The 20,978-nt window shown below is 60.8% G+C and carries 23 protein-coding genes and 2 pseudogenes; 4 read left to right on the plus strand and 21 right to left on the minus strand.

Annotation, left to right across the window (positions count from 1 at the left end):
- The first annotated feature begins 10 nt into the window (after positions 1 to 10).
- On the plus strand, positions 11 to 850 hold the full coding sequence (locus P5W99_RS17240; protein WP_421045534.1) for an ABC transporter permease: 840 nt from the start codon (positions 11 to 13) through the stop codon (positions 848 to 850).
- Between the two features lie 186 nt (positions 851 to 1,036).
- Here P5W99_RS17240 and rpsU read toward each other — a convergent pair whose 3' ends face one another.
- The 10 genes from rpsU to P5W99_RS17290 form a co-directional block, all read right to left on the minus strand.
- Positions 1,037 to 1,249: a 30S ribosomal protein S21 gene (rpsU, locus tag P5W99_RS17245; protein ID WP_421026413.1), complete on the minus strand. Its 213-nt coding sequence runs from the start codon at positions 1,247 to 1,249 to the stop codon at positions 1,037 to 1,039.
- 74 nt (positions 1,250 to 1,323) lie between these two features.
- Positions 1,324 to 1,539 (minus strand): hypothetical protein, encoded by a 216-nt coding sequence (locus P5W99_RS17250; RefSeq protein ID WP_421026414.1) that lies wholly within the window; start codon positions 1,537 to 1,539, stop codon positions 1,324 to 1,326.
- Positions 1,540 to 1,644: 105 nt separating this feature from the next.
- The gene (locus P5W99_RS17255; RefSeq protein ID WP_421026415.1) at positions 1,645 to 1,935 is read right to left on the minus strand and encodes a hypothetical protein; all 291 of its coding nucleotides are present in this window, start codon (positions 1,933 to 1,935) and stop codon (positions 1,645 to 1,647) included.
- Between the two features lie 346 nt (positions 1,936 to 2,281).
- Positions 2,282 to 2,506, minus strand: coding sequence for a hypothetical protein (locus P5W99_RS17260; RefSeq protein WP_421026416.1), 225 nt, complete (start codon positions 2,504 to 2,506; stop codon positions 2,282 to 2,284).
- A gap of 278 nt (positions 2,507 to 2,784) precedes the next feature.
- Positions 2,785 to 2,988, minus strand: a complete 204-nt coding sequence (locus tag P5W99_RS17265; protein ID WP_421026417.1) for a cold-shock protein — start codon at positions 2,986 to 2,988, stop codon at positions 2,785 to 2,787.
- A gap of 527 nt (positions 2,989 to 3,515) precedes the next feature.
- Positions 3,516 to 4,973 (minus strand): efflux transporter outer membrane subunit, encoded by a 1,458-nt coding sequence (locus P5W99_RS17270; RefSeq protein WP_434663977.1) that lies wholly within the window; start codon positions 4,971 to 4,973, stop codon positions 3,516 to 3,518.
- Positions 4,974 to 5,115: 142 nt separating this feature from the next.
- Positions 5,116 to 6,261 carry an ABC transporter permease gene (locus P5W99_RS17275; protein ID WP_421026419.1) on the minus strand — a complete coding sequence of 382 codons (1,146 nt, stop codon included), beginning with the start codon at positions 6,259 to 6,261 and terminating at the stop codon, positions 5,116 to 5,118.
- Positions 6,261 to 7,232: an ABC transporter ATP-binding protein gene (locus tag P5W99_RS17280; protein WP_421026420.1), complete on the minus strand. Its 972-nt coding sequence runs from the start codon at positions 7,230 to 7,232 to the stop codon at positions 6,261 to 6,263. Before P5W99_RS17280 ends, P5W99_RS17275 begins: the two co-directional genes overlap by 1 nt.
- A complete protein-coding gene (locus P5W99_RS17285; RefSeq protein ID WP_421026421.1) occupies positions 7,229 to 8,236 on the minus strand; it encodes an HlyD family secretion protein in 1,008 nt (335 codons plus the stop codon). Before P5W99_RS17285 ends, P5W99_RS17280 begins: the two co-directional genes overlap by 4 nt.
- Positions 8,233 to 8,949, minus strand: coding sequence for a TetR/AcrR family transcriptional regulator (locus tag P5W99_RS17290; protein WP_421027057.1), 717 nt, complete (start codon positions 8,947 to 8,949; stop codon positions 8,233 to 8,235). The genes P5W99_RS17285 and P5W99_RS17290 overlap by 4 nt, the downstream gene beginning before the upstream one ends.
- Before the next feature lie 196 nt (positions 8,950 to 9,145).
- On the opposite strand from P5W99_RS17290, the gene P5W99_RS17295 reads away from it, so the two are divergent.
- Entirely contained in the window at positions 9,146 to 9,748 is a 603-nt protein-coding gene (locus P5W99_RS17295; RefSeq protein WP_175196662.1) for a response regulator transcription factor, read from the plus strand.
- Between the two features lie 240 nt (positions 9,749 to 9,988).
- Here P5W99_RS17295 and P5W99_RS17300 read toward each other — a convergent pair whose 3' ends face one another.
- Positions 9,989 to 10,300: a hypothetical protein gene (locus P5W99_RS17300; protein WP_421026422.1), complete on the minus strand. Its 312-nt coding sequence runs from the start codon at positions 10,298 to 10,300 to the stop codon at positions 9,989 to 9,991.
- Positions 10,301 to 10,579: 279 nt separating this feature from the next.
- Positions 10,580 to 12,223 carry an acyl-CoA synthetase gene (locus P5W99_RS17305; RefSeq protein ID WP_421026423.1) on the minus strand — a complete coding sequence of 548 codons (1,644 nt, stop codon included), beginning with the start codon at positions 12,221 to 12,223 and terminating at the stop codon, positions 10,580 to 10,582.
- 155 nt (positions 12,224 to 12,378) lie between these two features.
- Between P5W99_RS17305 and P5W99_RS17310 the strand changes: the two genes are divergently transcribed.
- Positions 12,379 to 13,212 carry a Crp/Fnr family transcriptional regulator gene (locus P5W99_RS17310; RefSeq protein WP_434663979.1) on the plus strand — a complete coding sequence of 278 codons (834 nt, stop codon included), beginning with the start codon at positions 12,379 to 12,381 and terminating at the stop codon, positions 13,210 to 13,212.
- A 94-nt stretch (positions 13,213 to 13,306) separates the two neighbouring features.
- Here P5W99_RS17310 and P5W99_RS17315 read toward each other — a convergent pair whose 3' ends face one another.
- Complete coding sequence (locus tag P5W99_RS17315) at positions 13,307 to 15,019, minus strand: peptidoglycan D,D-transpeptidase FtsI family protein (protein ID WP_421026425.1); 1,713 nt, start codon at positions 15,017 to 15,019, stop codon at positions 13,307 to 13,309.
- A gap of 281 nt (positions 15,020 to 15,300) precedes the next feature.
- On the opposite strand from P5W99_RS17315, the gene tssF reads away from it, so the two are divergent.
- Positions 15,301 to 17,103: a type VI secretion system baseplate subunit TssF gene (tssF, locus tag P5W99_RS17320; RefSeq protein WP_421026426.1), complete on the plus strand. Its 1,803-nt coding sequence runs from the start codon at positions 15,301 to 15,303 to the stop codon at positions 17,101 to 17,103.
- Between the two features lie 5 nt (positions 17,104 to 17,108).
- Here tssF and P5W99_RS17325 read toward each other — a convergent pair.
- The 8 genes and pseudogenes from P5W99_RS17325 to P5W99_RS17360 form a co-directional block, all read right to left on the minus strand.
- Positions 17,109 to 17,361 (minus strand): annotated as a pseudogene (locus P5W99_RS17325) (PAAR domain-containing protein).
- Between the two features lie 101 nt (positions 17,362 to 17,462).
- Complete coding sequence (locus P5W99_RS17330; RefSeq protein ID WP_421026427.1) at positions 17,463 to 18,038, minus strand: lysozyme inhibitor LprI family protein; 576 nt, start codon at positions 18,036 to 18,038, stop codon at positions 17,463 to 17,465.
- Positions 18,039 to 18,040: 2 nt separating this feature from the next.
- The gene (locus P5W99_RS17335; protein WP_434664498.1) at positions 18,041 to 18,742 is read right to left on the minus strand and encodes a pesticin C-terminus-like muramidase; all 702 of its coding nucleotides are present in this window, start codon (positions 18,740 to 18,742) and stop codon (positions 18,041 to 18,043) included.
- Positions 18,719 to 19,042, minus strand: a pseudogene (locus P5W99_RS17340) (lytic transglycosylase domain-containing protein); the annotation flags it as partial. The gene P5W99_RS17335 and the pseudogene P5W99_RS17340, both read right to left, overlap by 24 nt.
- Positions 19,043 to 19,113: 71 nt before the next feature.
- On the minus strand, positions 19,114 to 19,599 hold the full coding sequence (locus tag P5W99_RS17345) for a hypothetical protein (protein WP_421026428.1): 486 nt from the start codon (positions 19,597 to 19,599) through the stop codon (positions 19,114 to 19,116).
- A 3-nt stretch (positions 19,600 to 19,602) separates the two neighbouring features.
- Positions 19,603 to 20,031 (minus strand): glycoside hydrolase family 19 protein, encoded by a 429-nt coding sequence (locus P5W99_RS17350; protein ID WP_434663981.1) that lies wholly within the window; start codon positions 20,029 to 20,031, stop codon positions 19,603 to 19,605.
- A gap of 110 nt (positions 20,032 to 20,141) precedes the next feature.
- The gene (locus P5W99_RS17355; RefSeq protein WP_421026430.1) at positions 20,142 to 20,501 is read right to left on the minus strand and encodes a hypothetical protein; all 360 of its coding nucleotides are present in this window, start codon (positions 20,499 to 20,501) and stop codon (positions 20,142 to 20,144) included.
- Between the two features lie 2 nt (positions 20,502 to 20,503).
- Positions 20,504 to 20,965, minus strand: coding sequence for a hypothetical protein (locus P5W99_RS17360; protein ID WP_421026431.1), 462 nt, complete (start codon positions 20,963 to 20,965; stop codon positions 20,504 to 20,506).
- Between the last annotated feature and the right edge of the window lie 13 nt (positions 20,966 to 20,978).

A 20,978-nucleotide genomic window follows, 5' to 3' on the forward strand; every position in this document is an offset into this window, starting at 1 on the left:
GGCAACCGACATGAAATTCGCCAAGCCTCTGTTTGCGCCGCATACCTCGGCCATCGAACGCGTATGGTATTTCACGCTGCGCGGGCTCGCCGTGCTCACGCTGCTCTATCTGATCCTGCCGGTGCTCGCGATCGTGCCGCTGTCGTTTTCGTCGAGCACGTTTCTCGTCTACCCGATTCCGGGCTGGTCGATGCGCTGGTATCAGAACCTCGTGATGTCCGACGAGTGGCGCATGGCCGCGAAGAACAGCTTCATCGTCGGGCCGGCGGCGACGCTGGTGGCGACGGTGCTCGGCACGCTTGCGGCCATCGGCATCACGAAGGCGGATTTTCGCGGCAAGGCCGTGCTGATGGCCGTGCTCATCTCGCCGATGATCGTGCCCGTGGTGGTGGTGGGCGTGGGCATGTATCTGTTTTTCGCGCCGCTCGGGCTCGCCAATACCTATCTGGGCCTGATTCTCGCGCATGCGTCGCTGGGCGTGCCGTTCGTGGTGACGACGGTGTCGGCCACGTTGCAGGGCTTCAACTACAACCTCGTGCGCGCGAGTCTTTCGCTCGGTGCGAATCCCGTTTCGACGTTCTTCCGCATCACGCTGCCCGTGATCGCGCCCGGCGTGATTTCGGGCGCGCTGTTCGCGTTCGCGACGTCGTTCGACGAGGTGGTGGTGACGCTCTTTCTTGCGGGCGCCGATCAGACGACGCTGCCGCGCCAGATGTTCACGGGCATTCGCGAGAACATCAGCCCGACGATCGCTGCGCTCGCAACGATCCTGATCGTGTTTTCGACGGGCCTGTTGCTGGCGCTCGAATGGCTGCGCGGCAGGAATGCGGCGCGCGCGGTGAAGGCTTGAGGCGGCTTGAGGTGGCCTGATTGTGGCCTGAAGTGCAAAGCGGCGCATGCGCCGCTTTTTTAGGGGGGCTTCGTGGATTTCCGGGCCAGGCTCTGTTCGACCCGCTGCCGTCATTCGGGTGCAGCGCTGCCAACGACTGCTCCTGGAGCAGGGCCGCCGCTCGCTTGCCTGCACGACAACTTTGGCTCAGTACAGCTTCCTCGGTGGCAATGACCGTTTGATCTGTTTTCTGAGTCGGGCTACAGCGGCGGCCTTCTTTCGTTTGCGTTTCGCAGTCGGTGTTTCATAAGCCGTTCTGGCCCGCAGTTCCTTTATCAAGCCGGTGCTCTCGATCGAGCGTCGGAAGCGGCGCAGCGCGACTTCCACCGGTTCGTTCAGTTTGGGGGTTACAGTAGTCAAATGTCTTCCTGGTTGTGAGTTTGCGCCGTGAATCGTCCGGACGTGCGCGACGGAGTTTGCGGCCTTGTTTCCTTTCAGCCAAAGCGCACGTCCAGCCATTCCTGCGCCCATTTTTTCGCATAGGCAATGGCGTCCTCGCGCATGTCGAAGCCCGCGAGATCACCACTTAGATGAATGTCGTACTTGCTCCCGTCCGCACGGCTGGTGCTGATGCGGGCATGGGCCATGTATTCGCCGTCGGCCCTGCGTGGCGTCGGGTCGATAATGAATCGCGTCGAATTGAAGCGCACTGTCTTTCCTTGTTTGGTTGCCGCGCGACCAGGATCGTTGCGCCAGCTTCGCGTGGATGGATGGGATGTGTCACGCGTTCAACAGGGCCTGTAGCGAGGTGCGAATCACAACACCAAATCAAGGATGTTCGTGTCTTGGGAACACGTATCGATGAGGTGTTCCGCATAGGCAGTCGAAGCACGCCGCGCGTCTCCGGCGCTCTGGAAGGGCTTCGTCACCACAAGCCGGAATACGCGGCTGCGGGGCGCTTCCCCTGAGCTTCCCGGCGCCTGGATACGCACGGCAGCGTCGAATCCTTCGTCGTAGTTATGCCCATTGCCGGGCTCGGTGGCACGATGCGGATAGACGAGTGGATAAACTTCCAGTCCACGGTAGAGACGGAATCCGGTTGTCATGAAATACCTTTGAAGCCGCGTCAACACGCGACGAATCGGGAAAAGGGCGTGAGCGACTGAGTTCAGTCTTCACATGATCGGCCGCGTTGTTCGGCCTGTGATGAATGAGCGGCCCGATTCCGTTGGAAAGGGTGACTGGAGAGGCGCAGAGAGGGGCTGTGGGTCAATCAACGCTTTCATCCTACACCCATTGCCCGATTTGTACAGCGAATGTTTTCCTGCCCCCGCTACTGTTACGAGCCGGTAGCCTGGATCGACTGCGGGTATGCGCATAGCGCCGTATCGCAGCCGACGTTCGCTTGGCACCGTGTCAACGACGGCGAAATGCGGCGAAACCGTGTCGCCTTTAACCGCGCGTGTCGACCCAGTTGCGCGCCCAGCGTGTCGAGTGCTGCAGAGCCTGCTCTTCACTCGCGAAGTAATCGAGCGAATAAAACTGGTAGCGGCCTTCGGCGCGCGCGCTATTGATGCGCTCGAGCAGCAGGTTGGACGAAAAACTACCGTCGGGCAAACGATGCGCCGAGGGTTGGACGGCATAGCCGTTGTATTGTTGAATTTGTTTATTACGCATTTTAATTTTAATGATGTTCGAGTGCGCGCATGCCGTGTGAAATATGCAGGGGCACGCCGATTCAAAGCCATGGCGAGCTGAATCTGAAGCAGTCGGAAAGCAAAAAATGGCGTTGAAGCCTGAGGGGGGAATGATCAACAACGAGGCGTATGGGGCTTGGCGAGCTGCTGAATGAACAGGTGCAGCTAAGCGCAATCGCGCCGGATTCAGGAGACCAAGCTCCGCGAGGATGTCGCTATAACCCGGCGTCCATCGCGGGAGACCGGGCCCTTCAAACTTTACATCGGCTTGATGCTAGCCGCTTGCAGACCCTTCGGGCCTCGCTTCGTTTCGAAGCTCACCTTTTGATTTTCAGCCAGCGTCTTGAATCCGTCGCCCCTGATTTCGGAGAAATGAGCGAAGAGGTCGTCGCCGCCCTTATCCGGCGTGATGAAGCCAAAGCCTTTGCTGTCGTTGAACCACTTAACGGTACCGGTATCCATAAAAAATCCTTGAGGAAAACTACGAAGAATTACTCTGTTAAAGAGTGGGTGAAGCTTCAAGGAGGGAGAGGACAACGAATACCGCGGAGGAGCGAGCAATTGATGAACAGCAGTCGAACTTCTTGAACTTCAGCTGGCACAGTACCCGCTGGGTGCTGCCAGCGTCAATACTTATCTTGTAACTGTTTCACCCGGCGGTCGGTTGTGCAGCCCGAGCGATGCGGCCTGTCGGGCTGCGCACCGTTGCCTGGTAAGGCGCACAGGTTAGACATAAGGTGGGGACAGACACAAGCTTAGGGCGGCACCGCACTTGCTGTGGCGGGGTCGAAAAAGGTGAATTGCGCAACGTTCCCCTAAATTCGTATCAGAGCCGCGTATGACCGGCCGTGTACAAAGCGCAACCGACGCCGGGATGTCTGCTGAGTTTCAGGTGAAGGGCGCGTCATGGCCGACCCCAGGCCGTCCGCAACCGCTTTCCCCCGCAAATCCACGAAGAGCTCTTTTTCGCGCCAGCACTAACGCGCGGCCTAATCGGGCAGCGCCGCGCCGCCCAGCGCCTGATAGAGCGCTGCCGTATCCGTGAGCCGCGTGGCCTGCGCACGCGTGCGATCGAGCGCGGTTTGCAGCGCCTGGCGTTGCGCGTCGATCAGATCGAATTCGCTCACGCCGCCCGCAGCGTAGCGATCATGCGCGATCGAGGCGTTGGCTTGCGCTTCGTGCGCGGCGTCGTCGCGGGTTTGCAGTTCCAGCGCGTCGTCCTGCAGCGCGTGCAGCGTGTCGGCGACTTGCTGGAGCGCTTGCAGCACCGTCTGCTTATAGTCCGCGAACGCGGCCTCATAGGCGGCTTGCGCCGCACGCCGCTTCGCGCGCAACTCGCCGCCATGAAAGATCGGCTGCGTGAGGCCAAATCCCACGTTCCAGATGTTGAGCCCCGTTATCACGTCTTCGATGCGCGTGCGTTCCGAGCCCGCGCCCGCCGAAATCGAAATCTGTGGAAACAGGTTGGCTGTCGCCACGCCCACGTTCGCACTGGCGTGATGCAATAGCGCCTCGGATGCGCGAATGTCGGGGCGCTCGCGTGCGAGCGTGGAAGGCAACGTGAGCGCGAGCGTTTCGGGCAGCGGCAACGCGTCGAGGGTGAGCGCGTCGAGTTGCGGCGCGAAGGCCGAACTCGATGGCCCCACGCCTAGCAGGATGGCGAGCAGATGATCGGTCTGGGCCAGCTGCGTGGTGAGCGGCGCAAGTGTTGCGCGCGTTTGCGCGAGCAGCGTGCGCTGGCTGTGCACGTCGAGCCGCGCGACGCCGCCGGCCGCGAGTCGTGCTTCCATGATCGATAATTGCCGCGTTTGCGCGACGATCAATCGCTGCGTGAGGTCGATTTCGCTACGCAGCGCGGCCCGCCGGATTGCCGTGGCGACCACATTGCCCGCCACGGTGAGCTTCGCCGCCTCAAGTTCGTATTCCTGATAATTGACTTGCGCGAGCGTGGCTTCGAGTGCGCGGCGGTTGGCGCCGAACAGGTCGAACACATACGAGACGCTGACCGAGGCGTTGTAAAGCGTGAACGGTGCCGGACTCGCCACCTGGGTGATGCCGAAGGCAGCTAGATTGATCTTCTGGCGCGTGCCGGAGAGCTTCAGGTCGACGGCCGGATACAGCGCCGCGCCCGCTTGCGCGTTGTAATTCTCGCGCGCCTCGACGAGCTTCGCGCGTGCGGAATCGAGCGTCGGGCTGGCGTGCAGCGCTTCGTCCACGAGACTGTCGAGCGCGGGGCTGCCGAATTGCTTCCACCAGGCGCGCGGCGCGTGTTCGGTGGCTGCGAAAGTTTGCGCGGCACCGCCGGGTCCCGGCGCGCCGGCCGTGGCGTCGGGCAGCGGCGTGCGCGTGTAGTCGGGGTCCTGCGGTGCTGCGGGAGCGTGAAAGTCAGGGCCGACCGTGCAGCCCGCGAGTGCGGCTGCCAGCAGCAGTGACAAAAGCGATGACAAGGGCGATGACAAAGGCGATGACACGGGCGATGACAAAGGCGATGACAAAGGCGATGACAAAGGCGATGACAAAGGCGATGACAAAGGCGATGACAAAGGCGATGACAAGGGCGTTGGAGTATGGCGTTTCATCATCGCGCTCCTAGTCCAGCGTGCGCCGGTAGAAGCGCACCGCGATCGCCATCACGACTGCCGCGAACACGGCGAGCGGCCACACGGAAGGCCACAAGTCAGCCCAGCCGTTGCCCTTGAGCAGAATGCCGCGCACGAGCCGGTTGAAGTAGGTGAGCGGCAGCAGGTTGCCGATCCATTGCGCCCAGCGTGGCATGCCCGCAAAGGGAAACATGAAGCCTGAGAGCAGCAGGTTCGGCAGGAAGTAGAACACGGCGAGCTGCATGGCCTGCAACTGGTTCTGCGCGAGCGACGAGAGCGTGATGCCCACCGTGAGATTCGCTGCGATGAACAGCAGCGCCGAGAGATAGAGCGCCACGAGACCGCCCTCGAATGGCACGTCGAACACGAAGCGCGCGGCGAGCACGATGATGGTCGCCTGCACGAGGCCGATCGCCACGTACGGGACGATCTTGCCCGTCATCACCTCGATGGGCAGCACGGGCATGGCGAGCAGGTTTTCCATCGTGCCCCGTTCGCGTTCGCGCGTGATGGCGAGACCGGTCATCATCACCATCGTCAGCGTGAGGATCACGCCCATGAGGCCCGGCACGACGTTGTATTGCGTGATGCCCTCGGGGTTGTAGAGGCGGTGGACCTGCACGTCGAAGGCAGCGGGCGCGCCGTTCAGGTGCGCGAGCGGGCCGGTCAGGTCCTTCGCGGCCACGGGGGCGATGAGGCCGGGCAACGCGGCCAGCGCAGTGGTGATGGCGGTGGGATCGGTGGCGTCCGCTTCCACTAGCAGCGAGGGCCGCTCGCCGCGCAGCAGGCGCCGCGAAAAATCCACGGGAATGCTCAGCACGAACTGCACGCTGCCGCGCGCGAGCGCATGCCGCGCGGAGGCCTCGTCGGGCAGCGTCTCGACCACGTCGAAGTAAGCCGAATTCTTCATGCCTGCCACGAAGCTGCGCGAGAAAGGGCTGTCTTCGGCCACCACGATGGCGGTCGGCAAGTGCTTCGGATCGGTGTTGATCGCATAGCCGAACAGCGTGAGCTGCATGATCGGCAAGCCGACGATCATCGCGAAGGTCACGCGGTCGCGTTTGAGCTGCAGGAACTCCTTGAGCACGATGCTCCACCAGCGCGACACGGAGAACGCGAGGTTCAGCTTCAGCATCAGGCCTTGCCTCCGTAGTTGTCGCGCGTCTGGCTCATCAGATGGATAAAGACATCCTCCAAACCGGTTTCAATACGTTGTGCACGCAACGATGTGCCGGCGCTCACGTGCTCGATCGAGGCCGCGAGCGCCGCGTGGTCGCGGCCGCTCGCGTGCAGCACGGGGCCGAACACCACCGTTTGATCGACGCCCGGCATGGTGCGCAATTGCGTCGAGAGCGCAGTGAGCTGATCGCCGTGAATCGCCCACGTTTCGAGGTCTTGCGAGGCGATCACTTCGGCGGCGGTACCCTGCGCGAGCAGCTTGCCGTACGCGATATACGCGAGCTTGTGGCAGCGCTCGGCTTCGTCCATGTAGTGCGTGCTCACGAGCACGGAGATGCCGCGCGCGGCGAGCCGGTGCAGTTCTTCCCAGAAGTCGCGCCGCGCGTTGGGATCGACCCCTGCCGTTGGTTCGTCGAGCAGCAGAAGCAGCGGCTCGTGCAGCATGCAGGCGGCAAGCGCGAGACGCTGCTTCCAGCCGCCCGAGAGCGCGCCGGTGAGCTGGTTCGCGCGGCTTTCGAGGCCGAGCGATTCGATCGCGCGGTCGACGCATTCGCGCCGCCGCGGCATGCGGTAGATGCGCGCGACGAAGTCGAGATTCTCGCGGATCGTCAGATCGTCCCAGTACGAGAAGCGCTGCGTCATGTAGCCCACGCGCCGCTTGATCTCTTCGCTCTCGCGCACGATGTCGTAGCCGAGGCAGGTGCCCGAGCCCGAATCGGGCGTGAGCAGGCCGCACATGAGGCGGATCGAGGTGGTCTTGCCGCTGCCGTTGGGCCCGAGAAAGCCGAAGATCTCACCCCGCGCGACGCGCAGCGAGACGTCGTTGACCACGTGCTTGTCGCCGAAATGCTTGTTGAGATTGCGCACGTCGATGGCGTAGCGCGGCCCGTCGCCCGTGTCCGCGCCCGTTGCGCTGGTTGTGCTCATTGCAGCCGCACCTCCACCGGCTGGCCCGGATGGAGCTTCGCGGCGTCTTGCGTGGCCGGATGCGCCTCGATCATGAACACGAGCTTCGCGCGTTGCTCGTTGCTGTAGATGACGGGCGGCGTGTACTCGGCGGCGTTCGAAACCCAGGTGATGGTGGCGGGCACGTCGGCGGCGCAGCCATCGCAGTGCACGAGAATCTTGCGCCCCGGCGCGAGCGAGCCCACCACGGTTTCGGGCACGAAAAAGCGCAGCTTGACGTTTTGCGGCGGCAGCATCTGCACGACCGGGCTGCCGGCCTGCACCCATTCGCCCACGCGATAGAGCGTGTCGTAAACGAGCCCCGCGCCGGGCGCGGTCACGCGCTTCTGATCGAGCTTCCACTGCGCCTGGGCGAGCGTGGCCTGCGCCGCCTCGACATCGGCGGCCTGCGCCGCGATCTGCGCCACGCGCCCGGGCAGGTTCGCGACGCGCACCTGATTCTGCAACTCGCGCACCTGCGCGGCGCTCGATGCGGCCTGCGCGCGCGAGTCGTCGAGCTGCGCCTGCGAGATGCCGCCTGCGCGCAACTGCGCCTCATCGCGCGCGAGCTGGAGCGCCGCCTTGCGCGCGGTGGCCTCGGCCTGGGCGAGCTGCGCTTCGGTCACGCGCACTTCGGGCGGACGCTTGCCGGTTTGCAGATCGTCGAGCTGCGCCTGCGCGGCGGCGAGGCGGTGGCGCGCTTCATCGCGCGCAGCGGTTTCGTCGACGGCTTCGAGCGCGAATACGGGCGCCGAGGCAGCGACGGCCTGGCCGCGCTGCACGGCGAGCTTCGCGAGCGTGCCCGATTGCGAGGACGCGAGATAAACATATTCACCTTCGACGTAGCCTTGCCAGACCGGCGCTTCGTGGCGCGAGCACGCACCGAGAGCGCCCAGGCCAACGAGGCCAACAAGGCCGACGATGGCTGCGCGAAGCGGCAAGCGGTTGCAGCGCGAGGCGCGCGCAGGTTCGATCTGTCCGCTCATGGCGCACTTCCTGTGGTATTTCCAGCAGCATTCGCGGGCACCCGCATGGCGCCCGCGAGCAGCGCGGTGACATGGCGGCGCAGCGCTTCGCGCTCGACCTTTGGCAGGCCGCGCGTGTTTTGCCAGAGCCTCGCGGTCGCGAGCGGCAGCATGACGAGCGCGAGGATCGACATGAACAGCAGCGGCGCTTCCAGCGCCGGGTTCACGGTGCCCTCGCGCTGCGCAGAACCGATATGCATGACGAATCGTTGCAGTTGTTCGACGGGCAGGCGCTTGAGCATGCGCTCGCGCAACAGGCCGCCTTCGTTGACGATTTCGCGCAGCCATAGCGGCGGCAGCCACGGCAGGTGCTCGGTGACTTCGAAGAGCCTTGCGACGAGTTCCTGTACGAGCGCGTGCGGGTCGGCTGCGGCTTCGCTATCCGCGCTGCCCCACACATAGGCAATGGAGCGCGCGATGCGCTCTTCGACGACGGCGTCGAGCAGCTTTTCCCGATTGGTGAAGTAGTAGTGAACCATGGCCGACGTGACGCCCGCCGCGGCGGCGATTTGCGCCATGGTCGTAGCGGCAATGCCTTGTTCGGCGAAGAGTTGCGTCGCGCAGGCCAGCAGCCGCTCGCGCACGTCGAGGTCGGTATCGGCGCGGCGGCGCCCGCGAGGCTTGCGGCTTCCGGCCGTGGCGGGCGAGGGAGGCGAGGGAGGCGAGGCCGGCATCGAGCGACGTGGATTCATTGGTCCAGTCTAATTCACGCGTTAGTTAGATTCAAATGCGCGCGATGCGGGTTAACGATTGTCAGTCGGGCGACGTCCTTTCAGACCTTTCCTATACACAAAGGTGGGGTGGTCATTCAGGCTGTCATTCTCGTACCGAAAGGTGCATCCGATCACGCCCCTAAAAATGGAAGAAAAAATGAAGCGCATCGTGGTTATCGACGATCACCCCATCGTCCTCAAGATGCTTGCGAACGTTTTGCACACCGAATATGAACTGGTGGGCGAGTGCAGCGACGGGGAAGAAGGTTTGCGCATCGTGCAGGAATTGCAGCCTGATCTCGTCATCCTCGATCTCGAATTGCCGAAACTGGACGGGCTCTCGGTCATTCGCGGCATCCGCGCCCGGCAATCCGCCACGCGCGTTCTCGTGCTCTCCGCGAAGCCCGAGCAGGTCATGGCGAATCACACCCGCATCGCGGGCGCGAACGGTTACGTGAGCAAGAGCCGTGGCGTGGAGGAGTTGTGCGGCGTGGTGAAGGCGGTGCTGCTCGGGTACGACTGCTTTCCGGCAGGCAGTTGCGGCGGCGGCCGCGATGTGGCGCTCAACGGGCTCTCGCCGCGCGAAGTGGAAGTGCTGCAATATCTCGCGCGCGGCATGAGCAACAAGGGCGTGGCGGCGCGGCTCGGGCTCTCCGACAAGACGGTCAGCACCTACAAGACGCGCGTGCTCGACAAGCTCGGTGTTTCGTCGCTGGCGGCGCTGATCGAATTTGCCACCTTGAACAAGCTTATCGATTGAAGCCGGGGCAAAAAGAGCCCCAGCCGCGAACGGCCGGGGTAATGAGAATACACCGTGCGCTCCTGGGAACGAAACGCCCCATAACGTTACCTACCGGCTGCGTGCGAAGCAACGCGCTCACATTACGCGTCGTTACTGTCGCGAGGCTTTCGGCGCAGATCCGCTTAAGTTAATTCGCATGTCGAATTAAATGGCGGGGAATATGATGCGGGGCGGGTGTCAGGTTCCGCGTCGATCAAATCAGTAGCGCGGCGGCGGGGGCGGGCGATGATCGTCGTAACGCATCTCGTGACGGTCGCCATGCCAGCCCGGAGGGCCCGGGTCGTGCGGATGATGGTGCATCCATGCGTCACGTTCCCAGTAGCGGTGGCCGTCCCAGTAACGGTCTTCGTGCCAGCCGATCGACACTCGCGCATCCACCGGCACCATGCGCGGCCCATCATGATGCGGCGCGTATTGGGCAAAGGCGCTCGATGCGCTCATCAGCGCACCGCCTGCGAGCAGCGCGGCGGCGAGAACTCGGGCGGGGGTTTTCCAGCGCGTCGTATTCATATGCGTTCCTCCTTTTTGGGTACGTCGTCATGCATTGCGTTGCATTCGACATGAAGCCCAGCTTATAGGGGACAAGGCGATGAATACGTGAGCACTTGTAATGTTTCATTTCGAGCGGTCTGCCGCACGAAAACTGCGCGTTTTATAATCGGCTCTTGATGCGTAACGGATTACCGCGGGTTTCTGAAGATTGCCAAAGCAATTTCACGGACGCGGTTGTCAAGAGCCGTAACATAAAGACGGCAAGGCGGGCGCACGAAGCCCGCCGGTTGCCGTGGACTATTTCTTCATATCGATTGCGCTTTTCGACCCCACCTGCGCGCGCAATTCGTATTTCTGGATCTTGCCCGTTGCGGTGCGCGGCAACTCGCCGAACTTCACGACGCGCGGAACCTTGTAAGCCGCGAGAAAGAGCCTGCAATGCGCGATGATCTCCTCGGTCGTTGCGCTCGCACCTTCCCGCAGTTCGACGAATGCGCACGGCACTTCGCCCCACTTCGCGTCGGGCATCGCCACGACCGCCGCGAGCGCGACCGCGGGATGGCGATACAGCGTGTCTTCCACCTCGATGCTCGAAATATTCTCGCCGCCCGAGATGATGATGTCCTTGCTGCGGTCGGTGATGCGCACATAGCCGTCGGGGGTCATCACGCCGAGATCGCCGGTATGGAACCAGCCGCCGCGAAACGCTTCTTCCGTCGCGCGCTCGTTCTTCAGATAGCCCTTCATGCAGATGTTGCCGCGAAACATGATTTCGCCGAGCGTTTCGCCGTCGTTCGGCACGGGCTCCATCGTTTCGGGATTGCGCACGCTGATGCCGCTTTGCAGGTGATAGCGCACGCCCTGGCGCGCGGCGAGCCGCGCCTGTTCGTCTTCGGGCAGCGCTTTCCAGCTCTCCTGTGTCGCGCACACCGAAGCCGGACCGTAGACCTCGGTGAGCCCGTACACGTGCGTGAGCTCGATGCCGATGGTCTTCATCTTCGCGATCACGGCGGGTGCGGGCGGCGCGCCCGCCACCATCGTGCGCACCGTGTGAGTGATGCCCTCGCGGTATTCGGCGGGGGCGTCGGCGAGCGCACCCTGGACGATGGGCGCGCCGCAATAGTGGGTGACCGCTTCGGAGCGGATCAGCTCGAATACGAGCTTCGCGTCGAACTTGCGCAGGCACACGTTCACGCCCGCGCGCGCCGCCACGGTCCACGCGAAGCACCAGCCGTTGCAATGAAAGAGCGGCAGCGTCCACAGATACACGGCGTGCTTGGGCATATCCCACTCGAGGATATTGCTCACCGCATTCAGATACGCCCCGCGGTGGTGATAGACCACGCCCTTCGGGTCGCCGGTGGTGCCCGAGGTGTAGTTCAGCGCGATGGCGTCCCACTCGTTCGCCGGCAGTTGCCAGGCGAACTCGGGGTCGCCCTGATCGAGAAAGGCCTCGTAGTCGATGCCGCGTGGAAAATGCTCGGGGTCCGCGGGCGCGACATCGGCCACGGTGATGATCTTCAGCGCCGGAAATTCGAGCGCCGCGCGTTGCGCGAGCGTGGCGAACTCGGTATCGACGATAAGCACCTTCGCCTCGCCATGGCGCAGCATGAACAGCATGGTTGCGATATCGAGCCGCGTGTTGAGCGTATTGAGCACGGCGCCCGCCATCGGTACGCCGAAGTGCGCCTCGACCATGGCGGGGATGTTGGGGAGCAGTACCGCGACGGTGTCGCCGCGCGCGACGCCCGAACGCTCGAGCGCGCTCGCGAGACGCCGCGTGCGCGCGTAAGTGTCGCGCCAGTTGCGGCGCACGTTGCCGTGGACCATGGCGAGACGGTCGCCATAGACCTCGGCGGCGCGCGCAATGAAGTCGATCGGTGTGAGCGGGACGTAATTGGCTTCGCGTTGCGCGAGCCCTTCCTCGTACGGGTGCGACATGGTGCTGTCTCCTGATGCGATCCATACAGGGCCCGGAGCGCGGGCCTGTTTCCGGTTTATCGGCTGGTTTGTCGGTATGATTCGCGCTACCGTAGCAGGACGGTGCGGGGGAGTCTGTCGCCGGCGCGACAGAGCATGCCTTCCCCGCGCCACCGATGACCGACCTCCAGGTAATTCAGGTAAGCGCGATGACGCAGCCCATTATCCCTCCGGACCCCATTCCGCCTAAGGACACCGTTGCCACGTTTGCTGCAGGCCGGATCGACCCGGTCAGGATCGACCCGGTCAGGATCGACGCGCGCAATGCGGTCCAGCTCGCGGCGCTGTTCGAGCGCTGCGCATGGTTTCGCACGCTCGCGCCCGAGCACCGCGCATGGGTGCTCGACACCTCGCACGCGCAGGCATGGGCCGCGGGCGCGATCGTGGCTGCTCGCGAAGCGCCGTCCGCATACTGGCTGGGCGTGAGCAGCGGGCTCGTGAAGCTCGCGATCTTCAATGCGTCGGGGCGCGGCTGCACCTTCTCGGGCGTGCCGCATGGCGGCTGGTTCGGCGAGGGCAGCGTGATCAAGCGTGAGCCGCGCAAGTACGACGTGATCGCACTGCAGCCCTCGCTCGTGATGGCGGTGACGGCGGACACGTTTCATCGGCTCATGGACAGCAGCCTGCCGTTCAACCGTTTCGTGATTCATCAGTTGAACAACCGCATGGGCGAGTTCATCGCATTGATCCAGAATAGCCGGCTGCTCGACGTCGACGCGCGCGTGGCCCAGGCGCTCGCGCAGATGTTCAACCCCGACCTGTATCCGGAAACCGGCCACGCGCTGGAGATTTCGCAGGAGGAGATCGGCATGCTCGCGGGGGCGTCGCGGCAGCGCGTCAATCAGGCGTTGCAGACGCTCGAGCGAGAGGGGCTCGTCACGCTTTCGTATAACCGCGTGGATGTGGTGGATCTCGGCGCGTTGCGCGCGTTTGGGCGCGACCAGATTTGAGTGGCGGCGAGCGGTAGCCGCACCGCCTGAAGCGACCGGGCGCGGCTTTGCCGGGCTCGGTGACGCGCTTGACAAGCGCGACCGCCGACGGCGATCACGCGTCCGGCGGAACGCCCAGCAATTGCAGCGTGCCCTGCATGACGCCCGAGAACACGGGCCCCGCCACCGTGCCGCCGTAAAACGAGCCGCCTGCGGGATCGTCGATCATCACCGCGACGACCACGCGCGGCGCGCTCATCGGCGCCATGCCGACGAACAGCGCGCGATAGCGGTTCTTCGCATAACCCGCGCCGACCTGCTTGCGCGCGGTGCCGGTCTTGCCGCCGATCCGGTAGCCCTCGACATTGGCCGCGCGGCCGGTGCCGCCTTCGCTCGTGGCCATTTCCAGCATCTTGCGCATCGACGCCGCCGTGGCGGGCGTCGTCACGGCGCGCGGCGCGGCGCCCGGCGAGCCAGGCTCGCCGCCCAGCAGCTTCGCGGGGTACATCGTGCCGTCGCCGGCAAACGCGGTGTAGACCTGCGCGATCTGCAGGAGCGAAGTCGAGAGGCCGTAGCCGTAAGCCATGGTCGCCTGCTCGATCGGCCGCCAGCGCGCCCAGGGCCGCACGCGGCCCGCGGCGGCGCCGGGGAACGTCACCTCGGGCCGCATGCCGAGGCCGTAGTCCTGATACTTGCTCCAGATGGTCTGCGCGGGCAGGTTCAGCGCCATCTTCGCGAGCGCGATGTTGCTCGACATCTGGATCGCTTGCGCCACCGTGATGCGGCCATGGTTCGAGGTGTCGTGAATCACGGCCGGACCGATGCGATACGTGCCAGGCGTTGTGTCGATGATCGTATTGGCGTTGACCTTGTGCAGATCCATCGAAAGCGCCGCGACGAGCGGCTTGATGGTCGAGCCCGGCTCGAATGTGTCGATCACTGCGCGGTTGCGCAACTGGCGCCCCGTGAGGCGCGCGCGATTGTTGGGATCGAACGACGGCCAGTTGGCGAGCGCGAGAATCTCGCCGTTCTGCGCGTCGAGCACCACGACGCTGCCGGCTTCCGCGTGATGCTTCGCAACGGCCGCCTTCAACTGCGCATAGGCGAGCTGCTGGATGCGGCGGTCGACGGTGAGCTGCACCGTGTCGCCGTTTTTCGGCAGCACGCGCTCGCTCGGCTCCGAAACCACGCGGCCGAGCCGGTCGCGGATCACCTCGCGCTGGCCGGGCGTGCCGCGCAGGCGCGCGTTGGCCGCGAGCTCGACGCCTTCCTGGCCCTGGTCCTCAATGTCGGTGAAACCTACCACGTGCGCCGCCGATTCGCCCTCGGGATAGAAGCGCTTCGAGTCGGCAATCAGCGTGATGCCGCCGGTGGCCATTTCGTCGATATGAGCGGCGGTCTCGGCGTCGACCTGGCGCTTGAGCAGCACGAACGAGCGCTCGTGCGGCAGGCGCCGGCGCAGTTCGGCGAGCGGCATGTCGAGCAGCTTCGCGAGCGGCGCGTAGGCGGCTTCATCAAGCAGCTTGGGATTGGCCCAGATCTCGAAGGTTTCGAGGCTCACGGCGAGCAGCGCGCCGTGGCGGTCGACGATGCGCCCGCGCATGGCGTCGAGCTCGAGCGTGCGCTGATAGCGCTTTTGCCCCTGCTTCACATAGAAGTCGTGGTTGACGATCTGAACCCAGAGCGCGCGGCCGGCAAGCGCGGCGAAGGCCGCGAACAGCACGAACACGATGAACTTCGAGCGCCACGCGGGCAGCTTCGGCGAGAGCATCGGATGGCGGGTCGCCGTGGCGTGCGGGTCGCGCGGCGGTTTCCTGGAGCGGATCATCGGGGCGGGGCGGGGATTTAGCGATGTATTATTGTAATATCTATGTAATTGAATTGAAATTTTCGCGGCCTTTTGCTGCCGTGAAGCGGTAGGAGGATGAGCGGGCGCAGGGAAATGGGGGATAGGTCGGCGGTGCGGAAGGGGGCTCGGCCATACTCTGGCGTCGGAAATAGCCTGCCTTTTGTTTCCCTGGTGGTCGATGCCGTGGTTGCACGGTTGAATCGGCTGCAATCGCGACCTGAGAAAAATGGCCCTCTCGCGCGGGCCATGCCGCACCGGATATGCTCGAAAAACTCCTTCAGTACTACGAGCAGGAACTCGGCCTGCTGGGCGACCTGCTTGACGATTTTGGCCGCAAGTATCCCAAGGCCGCCGAGCGGTTGAGCATTTCCGGTGGCCACTCCGAAGACGCACACGTGCAACGCCTCATGCAGGCGTTCTCGCTGCTCGCCGCGCACGCCCGCGTGAAACTGGACGATGGAGCGCCGAAGTTTTCGGAGGCCCTGCTGGACGTGCTGCATCCGCATTACCTGCACCCCTTTCCCGCCAGTTCAATCGTATGTATCGAGTTGAACGAGCCACCCTCTGCACCGCTCGTTATCAAGCGCGGAACGCTGCTCACAAGTCTCGACGACACGTTGCGCTTTCGGACGGTGTACGACATAACGGCTGCGCCTATCAGGATTGCCGACGTGCGCGTGTCGTCCAGTATGGTTGCGCCGGGCCGCGCCGGCCTGCCGCCAGACACCACCCTGATCGTGTCGATCACGTTCGAGCCGACAGGCACGGCGGCGCTTTCCGTCGCCATGCCGGCTGTGATGCGCGTTTATTTGGCGGGGCAGCCACAGACCGTGGCGGCGTTGGCGGACACGATGCTCTTGCGTACGCGCCAGGCCTTTGTCGAAGCGGACAGTGCCGGACACTGGACGTCGCTTGAACGAATTCCGTTGACGGCAGCCGGCTTTGCGCAAAACGACGCGTTGCTACCCAACGAGAGCCCATCCGGATCATTCGTTCGCCCGCTGCTCGAATACATGGCTTTCCCGCAAAAATTCGATTTCATCGACTTTGATGCCGCCGCGCTGCTAAGGGCTGCTCGGACGCACGAGGCGAAGCGGATCACATTGCATCTCGCCGTCGCGCTGCATCCCGACAGTCGGGCAGCGAGTGCACTTGCCGATCTTTCTCCACACAACTTTCGGCTGTTCTGCGCGCCAGTCGTCAACCTGTTCGAGCGGGCCGATGTGAAGGCGCGACGCGGCGGGCTCATTCTCGACTATCCGGTGGTGCCGTCATCGGATCCCGAGATCCAGGAAACTTACGCGATACGCTGCGTTCGTGACGCTGCCGACAAGAGCGTGATTCCACACTACAACGCGCTTTCTCATGCAACAGCGACGGCTCGCGCAGCCGGGCGCTACTGGCTGCGGCGGCACGACGAATATCGGGCTCGCCATCATCCGGGGTACGAAACATCGTTGATCCTGCTGCGGGAAAACGGACAGACGGCGGAGCAGTGGCCTGAGCAAATCGAGATCGACGTGACGTGCACCAATCGCGATTTTCCCGCGCGGATGGAAATTGGTGGCCCGCCTGGAGATCTGCGCGATGAAAAGGGGGCGGCGGGGAGTCGGATCACGTTGCTGCTGCAGCCCTCACACACATTCCGTCCCGTGAACGAGGAGGACGCGCGCATGCGCATCGTTGCGCTGACGCCGCCTAATCCGACTCAATTGGGCACTGAAGGGTGGAAGGAGTTCAGACGATTGCTTCGGCAGTGCGCGCCGTCAGGAGCGCAGGTGCAGCATGTCGATACGGTGTCGTTCGTACGCAAGAAATGGATTCAGCGAATGTTCCCGGGCAGGCCGAATGCGTCAATCATGTCCGGGTTGGAAATTACCCTGTCGCTTGATGAACAGGCATTTTCCGGGCACAGCATGGTGGCTTTTATTGGCGTTTTGGACCGTTATTTCGCGCGTTACGTGCCGGAGAATAGTTTTACGCAGCTTGTTGTGTTGTCCAAGATGAACGGATCGGAGATACGGCGCTGTCCATTTCGTGCGGGACGTTCGCAGTTGATATGAGGCGGTCAGATCAGGCTTGATATCAGGTGGCAGCCGCAGGTTGCCCGGTGGCCGTGGCGGGCGATCGGAATGCCACCGTCAGTCATTGACGGGTCGCCTTCTTCGATTAACGTTTGGTGATACGTCTGGATGTTGGGGGCAGGAGACGCGGTCGCCTTTGCGCGCGACGTGGCGTCCTTCGAAGCGCATGGTTGGCGAGCCGGTTTCTACTTTGCCGCCGTGGGTGGTTTTGTCGTTGATGCGGATTAGGTTGGTCATTAGATGGCACGTTAACGTGGTTCAGACGCGCTTGCATTCGGCTCAACGAGCGCAAGCGCATGCAAAAATAATAGCGAAGCGCTTCCGGCCGCGAGATGGGACTACCAATTTCTATAAAAATTGAGTCGCGCCACACAGGCGTTGTGCTCCTCGCTTAACTTGGAAGCAGTCATTTTGCAATTCAAATCGACATATTTCTTCCAATTCTGATCTGATCTTTCAGAATATTGGTTTACTAACCTTGAAATTACCTTGCTAGTGTCTCCATGCTCGTAAAGATCGGCCATAATTGCTAGCGATCTTCTATAGTCACCCATTCCGACCGATGAACCGATGTAGAGAATTTCCTTCGTTCTAGCCTCCGTTACTGAAGTCAGGCATGTCCATTTATCAACGCCAGCCTCTTCTCCGGGGCTAGTGGCATCATATGCGGCTTGGCAATAGTTCTCTTTATAGGCAACCCATGATCGTTGAGCTGCGACGAAATTCTGCTTATCCGTTCCAGTCAACTTGCTTAACAGATCCTTGTAGCGCCCGTTTAGATTGTTGTCGGCTGATTGGAAATTTTCATGCGCACAATTTTCAATTTCGGAATTGGTATTGCCATTGCAAATTTCCTTGGAGAAGACAGTGTGGGATACAGAAATAATTGCCAATAAAGTAAGAATCTTTGTCATTTTTATCTCCAGCAATCACAATTCATGCCTTTCTCGAATAGCAGGGCTTCCTCTTCCCGCCTTTTGATAAGACATCTCTGGCTTGCGGGGTCCCAGAGTACCTTCATGGCACGTAACTGAAAGGGAACTCCAGATAAATTATTCTCGTCGATTGCCATTCGGATTTCTCTCATTTGAGCTCGTGTCTTTTGGTGTGGTTGGTCCTGTAAGCTGGGTCCCCGATTCACAATCAAGCTAAGCAATGCTCCTTGACAATGTGGGTGTAGTCGCGTGACGCCGGGAAATGCGTCCACTGTGTATTGCGCATAACGTCGCTTCATTCGTTTTGCCAATTCTAGGGCGTTTGGGTTGGATATTTTTATATCGGATAAGGACGAAATAAGTATCCGTGCACGATCTCCGTGCTTTCCAATTGCAACAAGCAATCTTGAAATTTGCTCTGGTGATACCAATCCATTTAGATCGGCGGAGGCTTGCGCAGCGATTTGTTGCCCTAAATCATAACCGTATCCAATCGTCACGCCGCTGGACTGATCGCTGCTATTTCCTGGGACGTAAGGGGTTTCGCCATATCCCTCGGCCCTCAAGATAAGGGCAAAAGCTTCCTTCGATGAGTAGAAGATTCCCTCAGTAGTTTGGAAATCCAAAACGTCTGTCTGCCATTCCTCCGTACAGGTTGCGACAAAATTCCCCACCACCCCCACCGGATGAAAATGCCACGGCGCTGGCTCCTTCGGAAATCCCTCGACGGAAGTCACCTGCTCCCACCACTGCAGTTTCCCGATCCGCTCTATCTCGGACTGCCACAGCCACAGCAGATTCTTCATCAGCGGCGACATCTCTTCCCACTTGCCCATCCCGCCGCCCCATTCGGTTTCCGAGCGCACCACCAGATGCGTGATCGCCTCGGCCATCCACGGGGTTTCCCGCGCCTGCTGCAACTCGTACGCCGTCACCTTGCCGTCGTGGTTCGCATCGATCGCCTTCTCCAGCTTGACGATCAGATATAAGTCAAAAACGGCATTATGTGTGATTCTGATATGTTTTCCTCGCCATAAGCTCATGCAGTATATTTCTACTGCGTACTTATTCGGTGATAGGCTTCCTTTGTGATTGTATGGTATGCGCTTTCGCGTATAGAGGCGTCGTTGCTGCAAACGAGATTGGCGACCCTTCTGCTACCTTTGTAAATTGCAACTCCAGCAGAGAATGCCGGGCCGCCATCGGTTTTTATGGTTTTATCGTAAAGATAATACGTATAATTTGATCTTGAAAATCGAATGTGAGCCTCGCCGCCGCCGGAATAGAATGTATTGGAGAAATAAAAAACCCGTCCATTGCTCCCACCCTTATCTGATTTTTTTAAATTTATTTCCCCGTTGATTCCGTTTCGATATGCCAAAATACCATTGCCATTGGCTTGGCACAGTGATGAAATAGATTTTAGCAATTCGCAGTTAAAAATTACCGTTTCACCTGCCTCGCACAATCCTTCTGCGTGAGCGCCCGTCATCACACCGAGTCCAGGTGCCAGCGTGACACTTATTCTAACAATGCTCATTAATCACTCCGCTGCCAAACCCAACAAAGGGGCAACTGCATTGTATCGGGCAAGCCGATCTGCGTAGCCAGTTTGCCCACCATTTACGATTTGTATTACATCAGAAACAGTCCCAGTATCCGAAACTGAATTTAGATTAACTTTCGACAAAAACACAAAGGCGGATTCAACAGCATACTCAGATTGAGTCGCTAACAGGTTTGGGTTGTTAATGAAATCCTGTTGATCTTCAGGGGATCTTCGATTATGTTCGTCTTGAAACGACTGATAACCGGCCTTACCCGTAACTTGTATAAGACCACGTCCGCGATATTTATAACCATCACCACTGCCCTCACTCCCATTCCCCATCCGATTTGCATGCGCATAGTTTGCAAGGTGTTCGGGGTTATGCGCGTAGTTATGCTCTTCACTCCAAAGCTTGTCTCGCAATCGAGCGCAAAAATAACAATGAAGCGCGCCGGGCCTCTAGATGGGACTGCCAATTTCTATATGGCTGGGTTGCAATGATTAGGCAACTATGCAGGTATAAAATATTTACTTCATTGGCCATAGTATCGCGTAGCGCCGTAAAATAAATCATCATCCTGCGTTTTTATCAGAACAATTTTCCCTTTCTTTTTCCACAGCCACGAACACTGGCCAAGTCCCACGTCGGAGCATGCTTGCATCTCAGGGCGCGCTATGCATCGCTGGTCTTCTGGAGTACACGGTAAAGCATTGACGCTATGGTATGGGTTCCATCCATTCTTTAGCATGATCTCACGAACCTTGCTATACGGCGTCTCCATTTTTATTAACGGAATATTCAATGTGTTGGCGTCGGACTCTGCAAGTACACAAGAAGAAATAACAAGCGAGAGAGCGAGAAGGTAGCATTTAAAAATCAAGCCGGACTTCATGTTTATCTCCTGATTTTGTCAATTTCATTGAGAATTTCTCTCAACTTTCCTGTGGATGCGTCATTGTTCGTGTTGGCCACGCCTTGATAGTATGACATGTGGCCGTTCGATATTCTGCCATCTTGAATTGGGCGACCTTGCGGGGCTGAGATGGAAGCCCATTCCTGAGCAGCCGCATACTGGGCGTCGTCTATGGTTCCCCGCCCATTCTCTACAAAGGCGGACAATGCACCACCCCCAGCCTTTTTGAAGAGATAGTCTCTGAAAAAGCGCTCCTGCATCTCGGCATCGTATTTTTCATTGCCCGTTAGTCCCAGAGCTAACTTTCCAATTCTAAGTGTGTATAAGGTTGTTTGATATTTTCCGGTTGCGAACATTCGGTTTGGATTGGTGCCAGATAGTGGATCTGTTGCCAGGATTTCATCAATTGCTTTTGACGTAACTGTTCCCGATGGGGGGCTCATATATGAATGGCCA

This window comes from Paraburkholderia sp. A3BS-1L, assembly GCF_051125215.1.
In the GTDB taxonomy this organism is placed as follows: Bacteria; Pseudomonadota; Gammaproteobacteria; order Burkholderiales; family Burkholderiaceae; genus Paraburkholderia.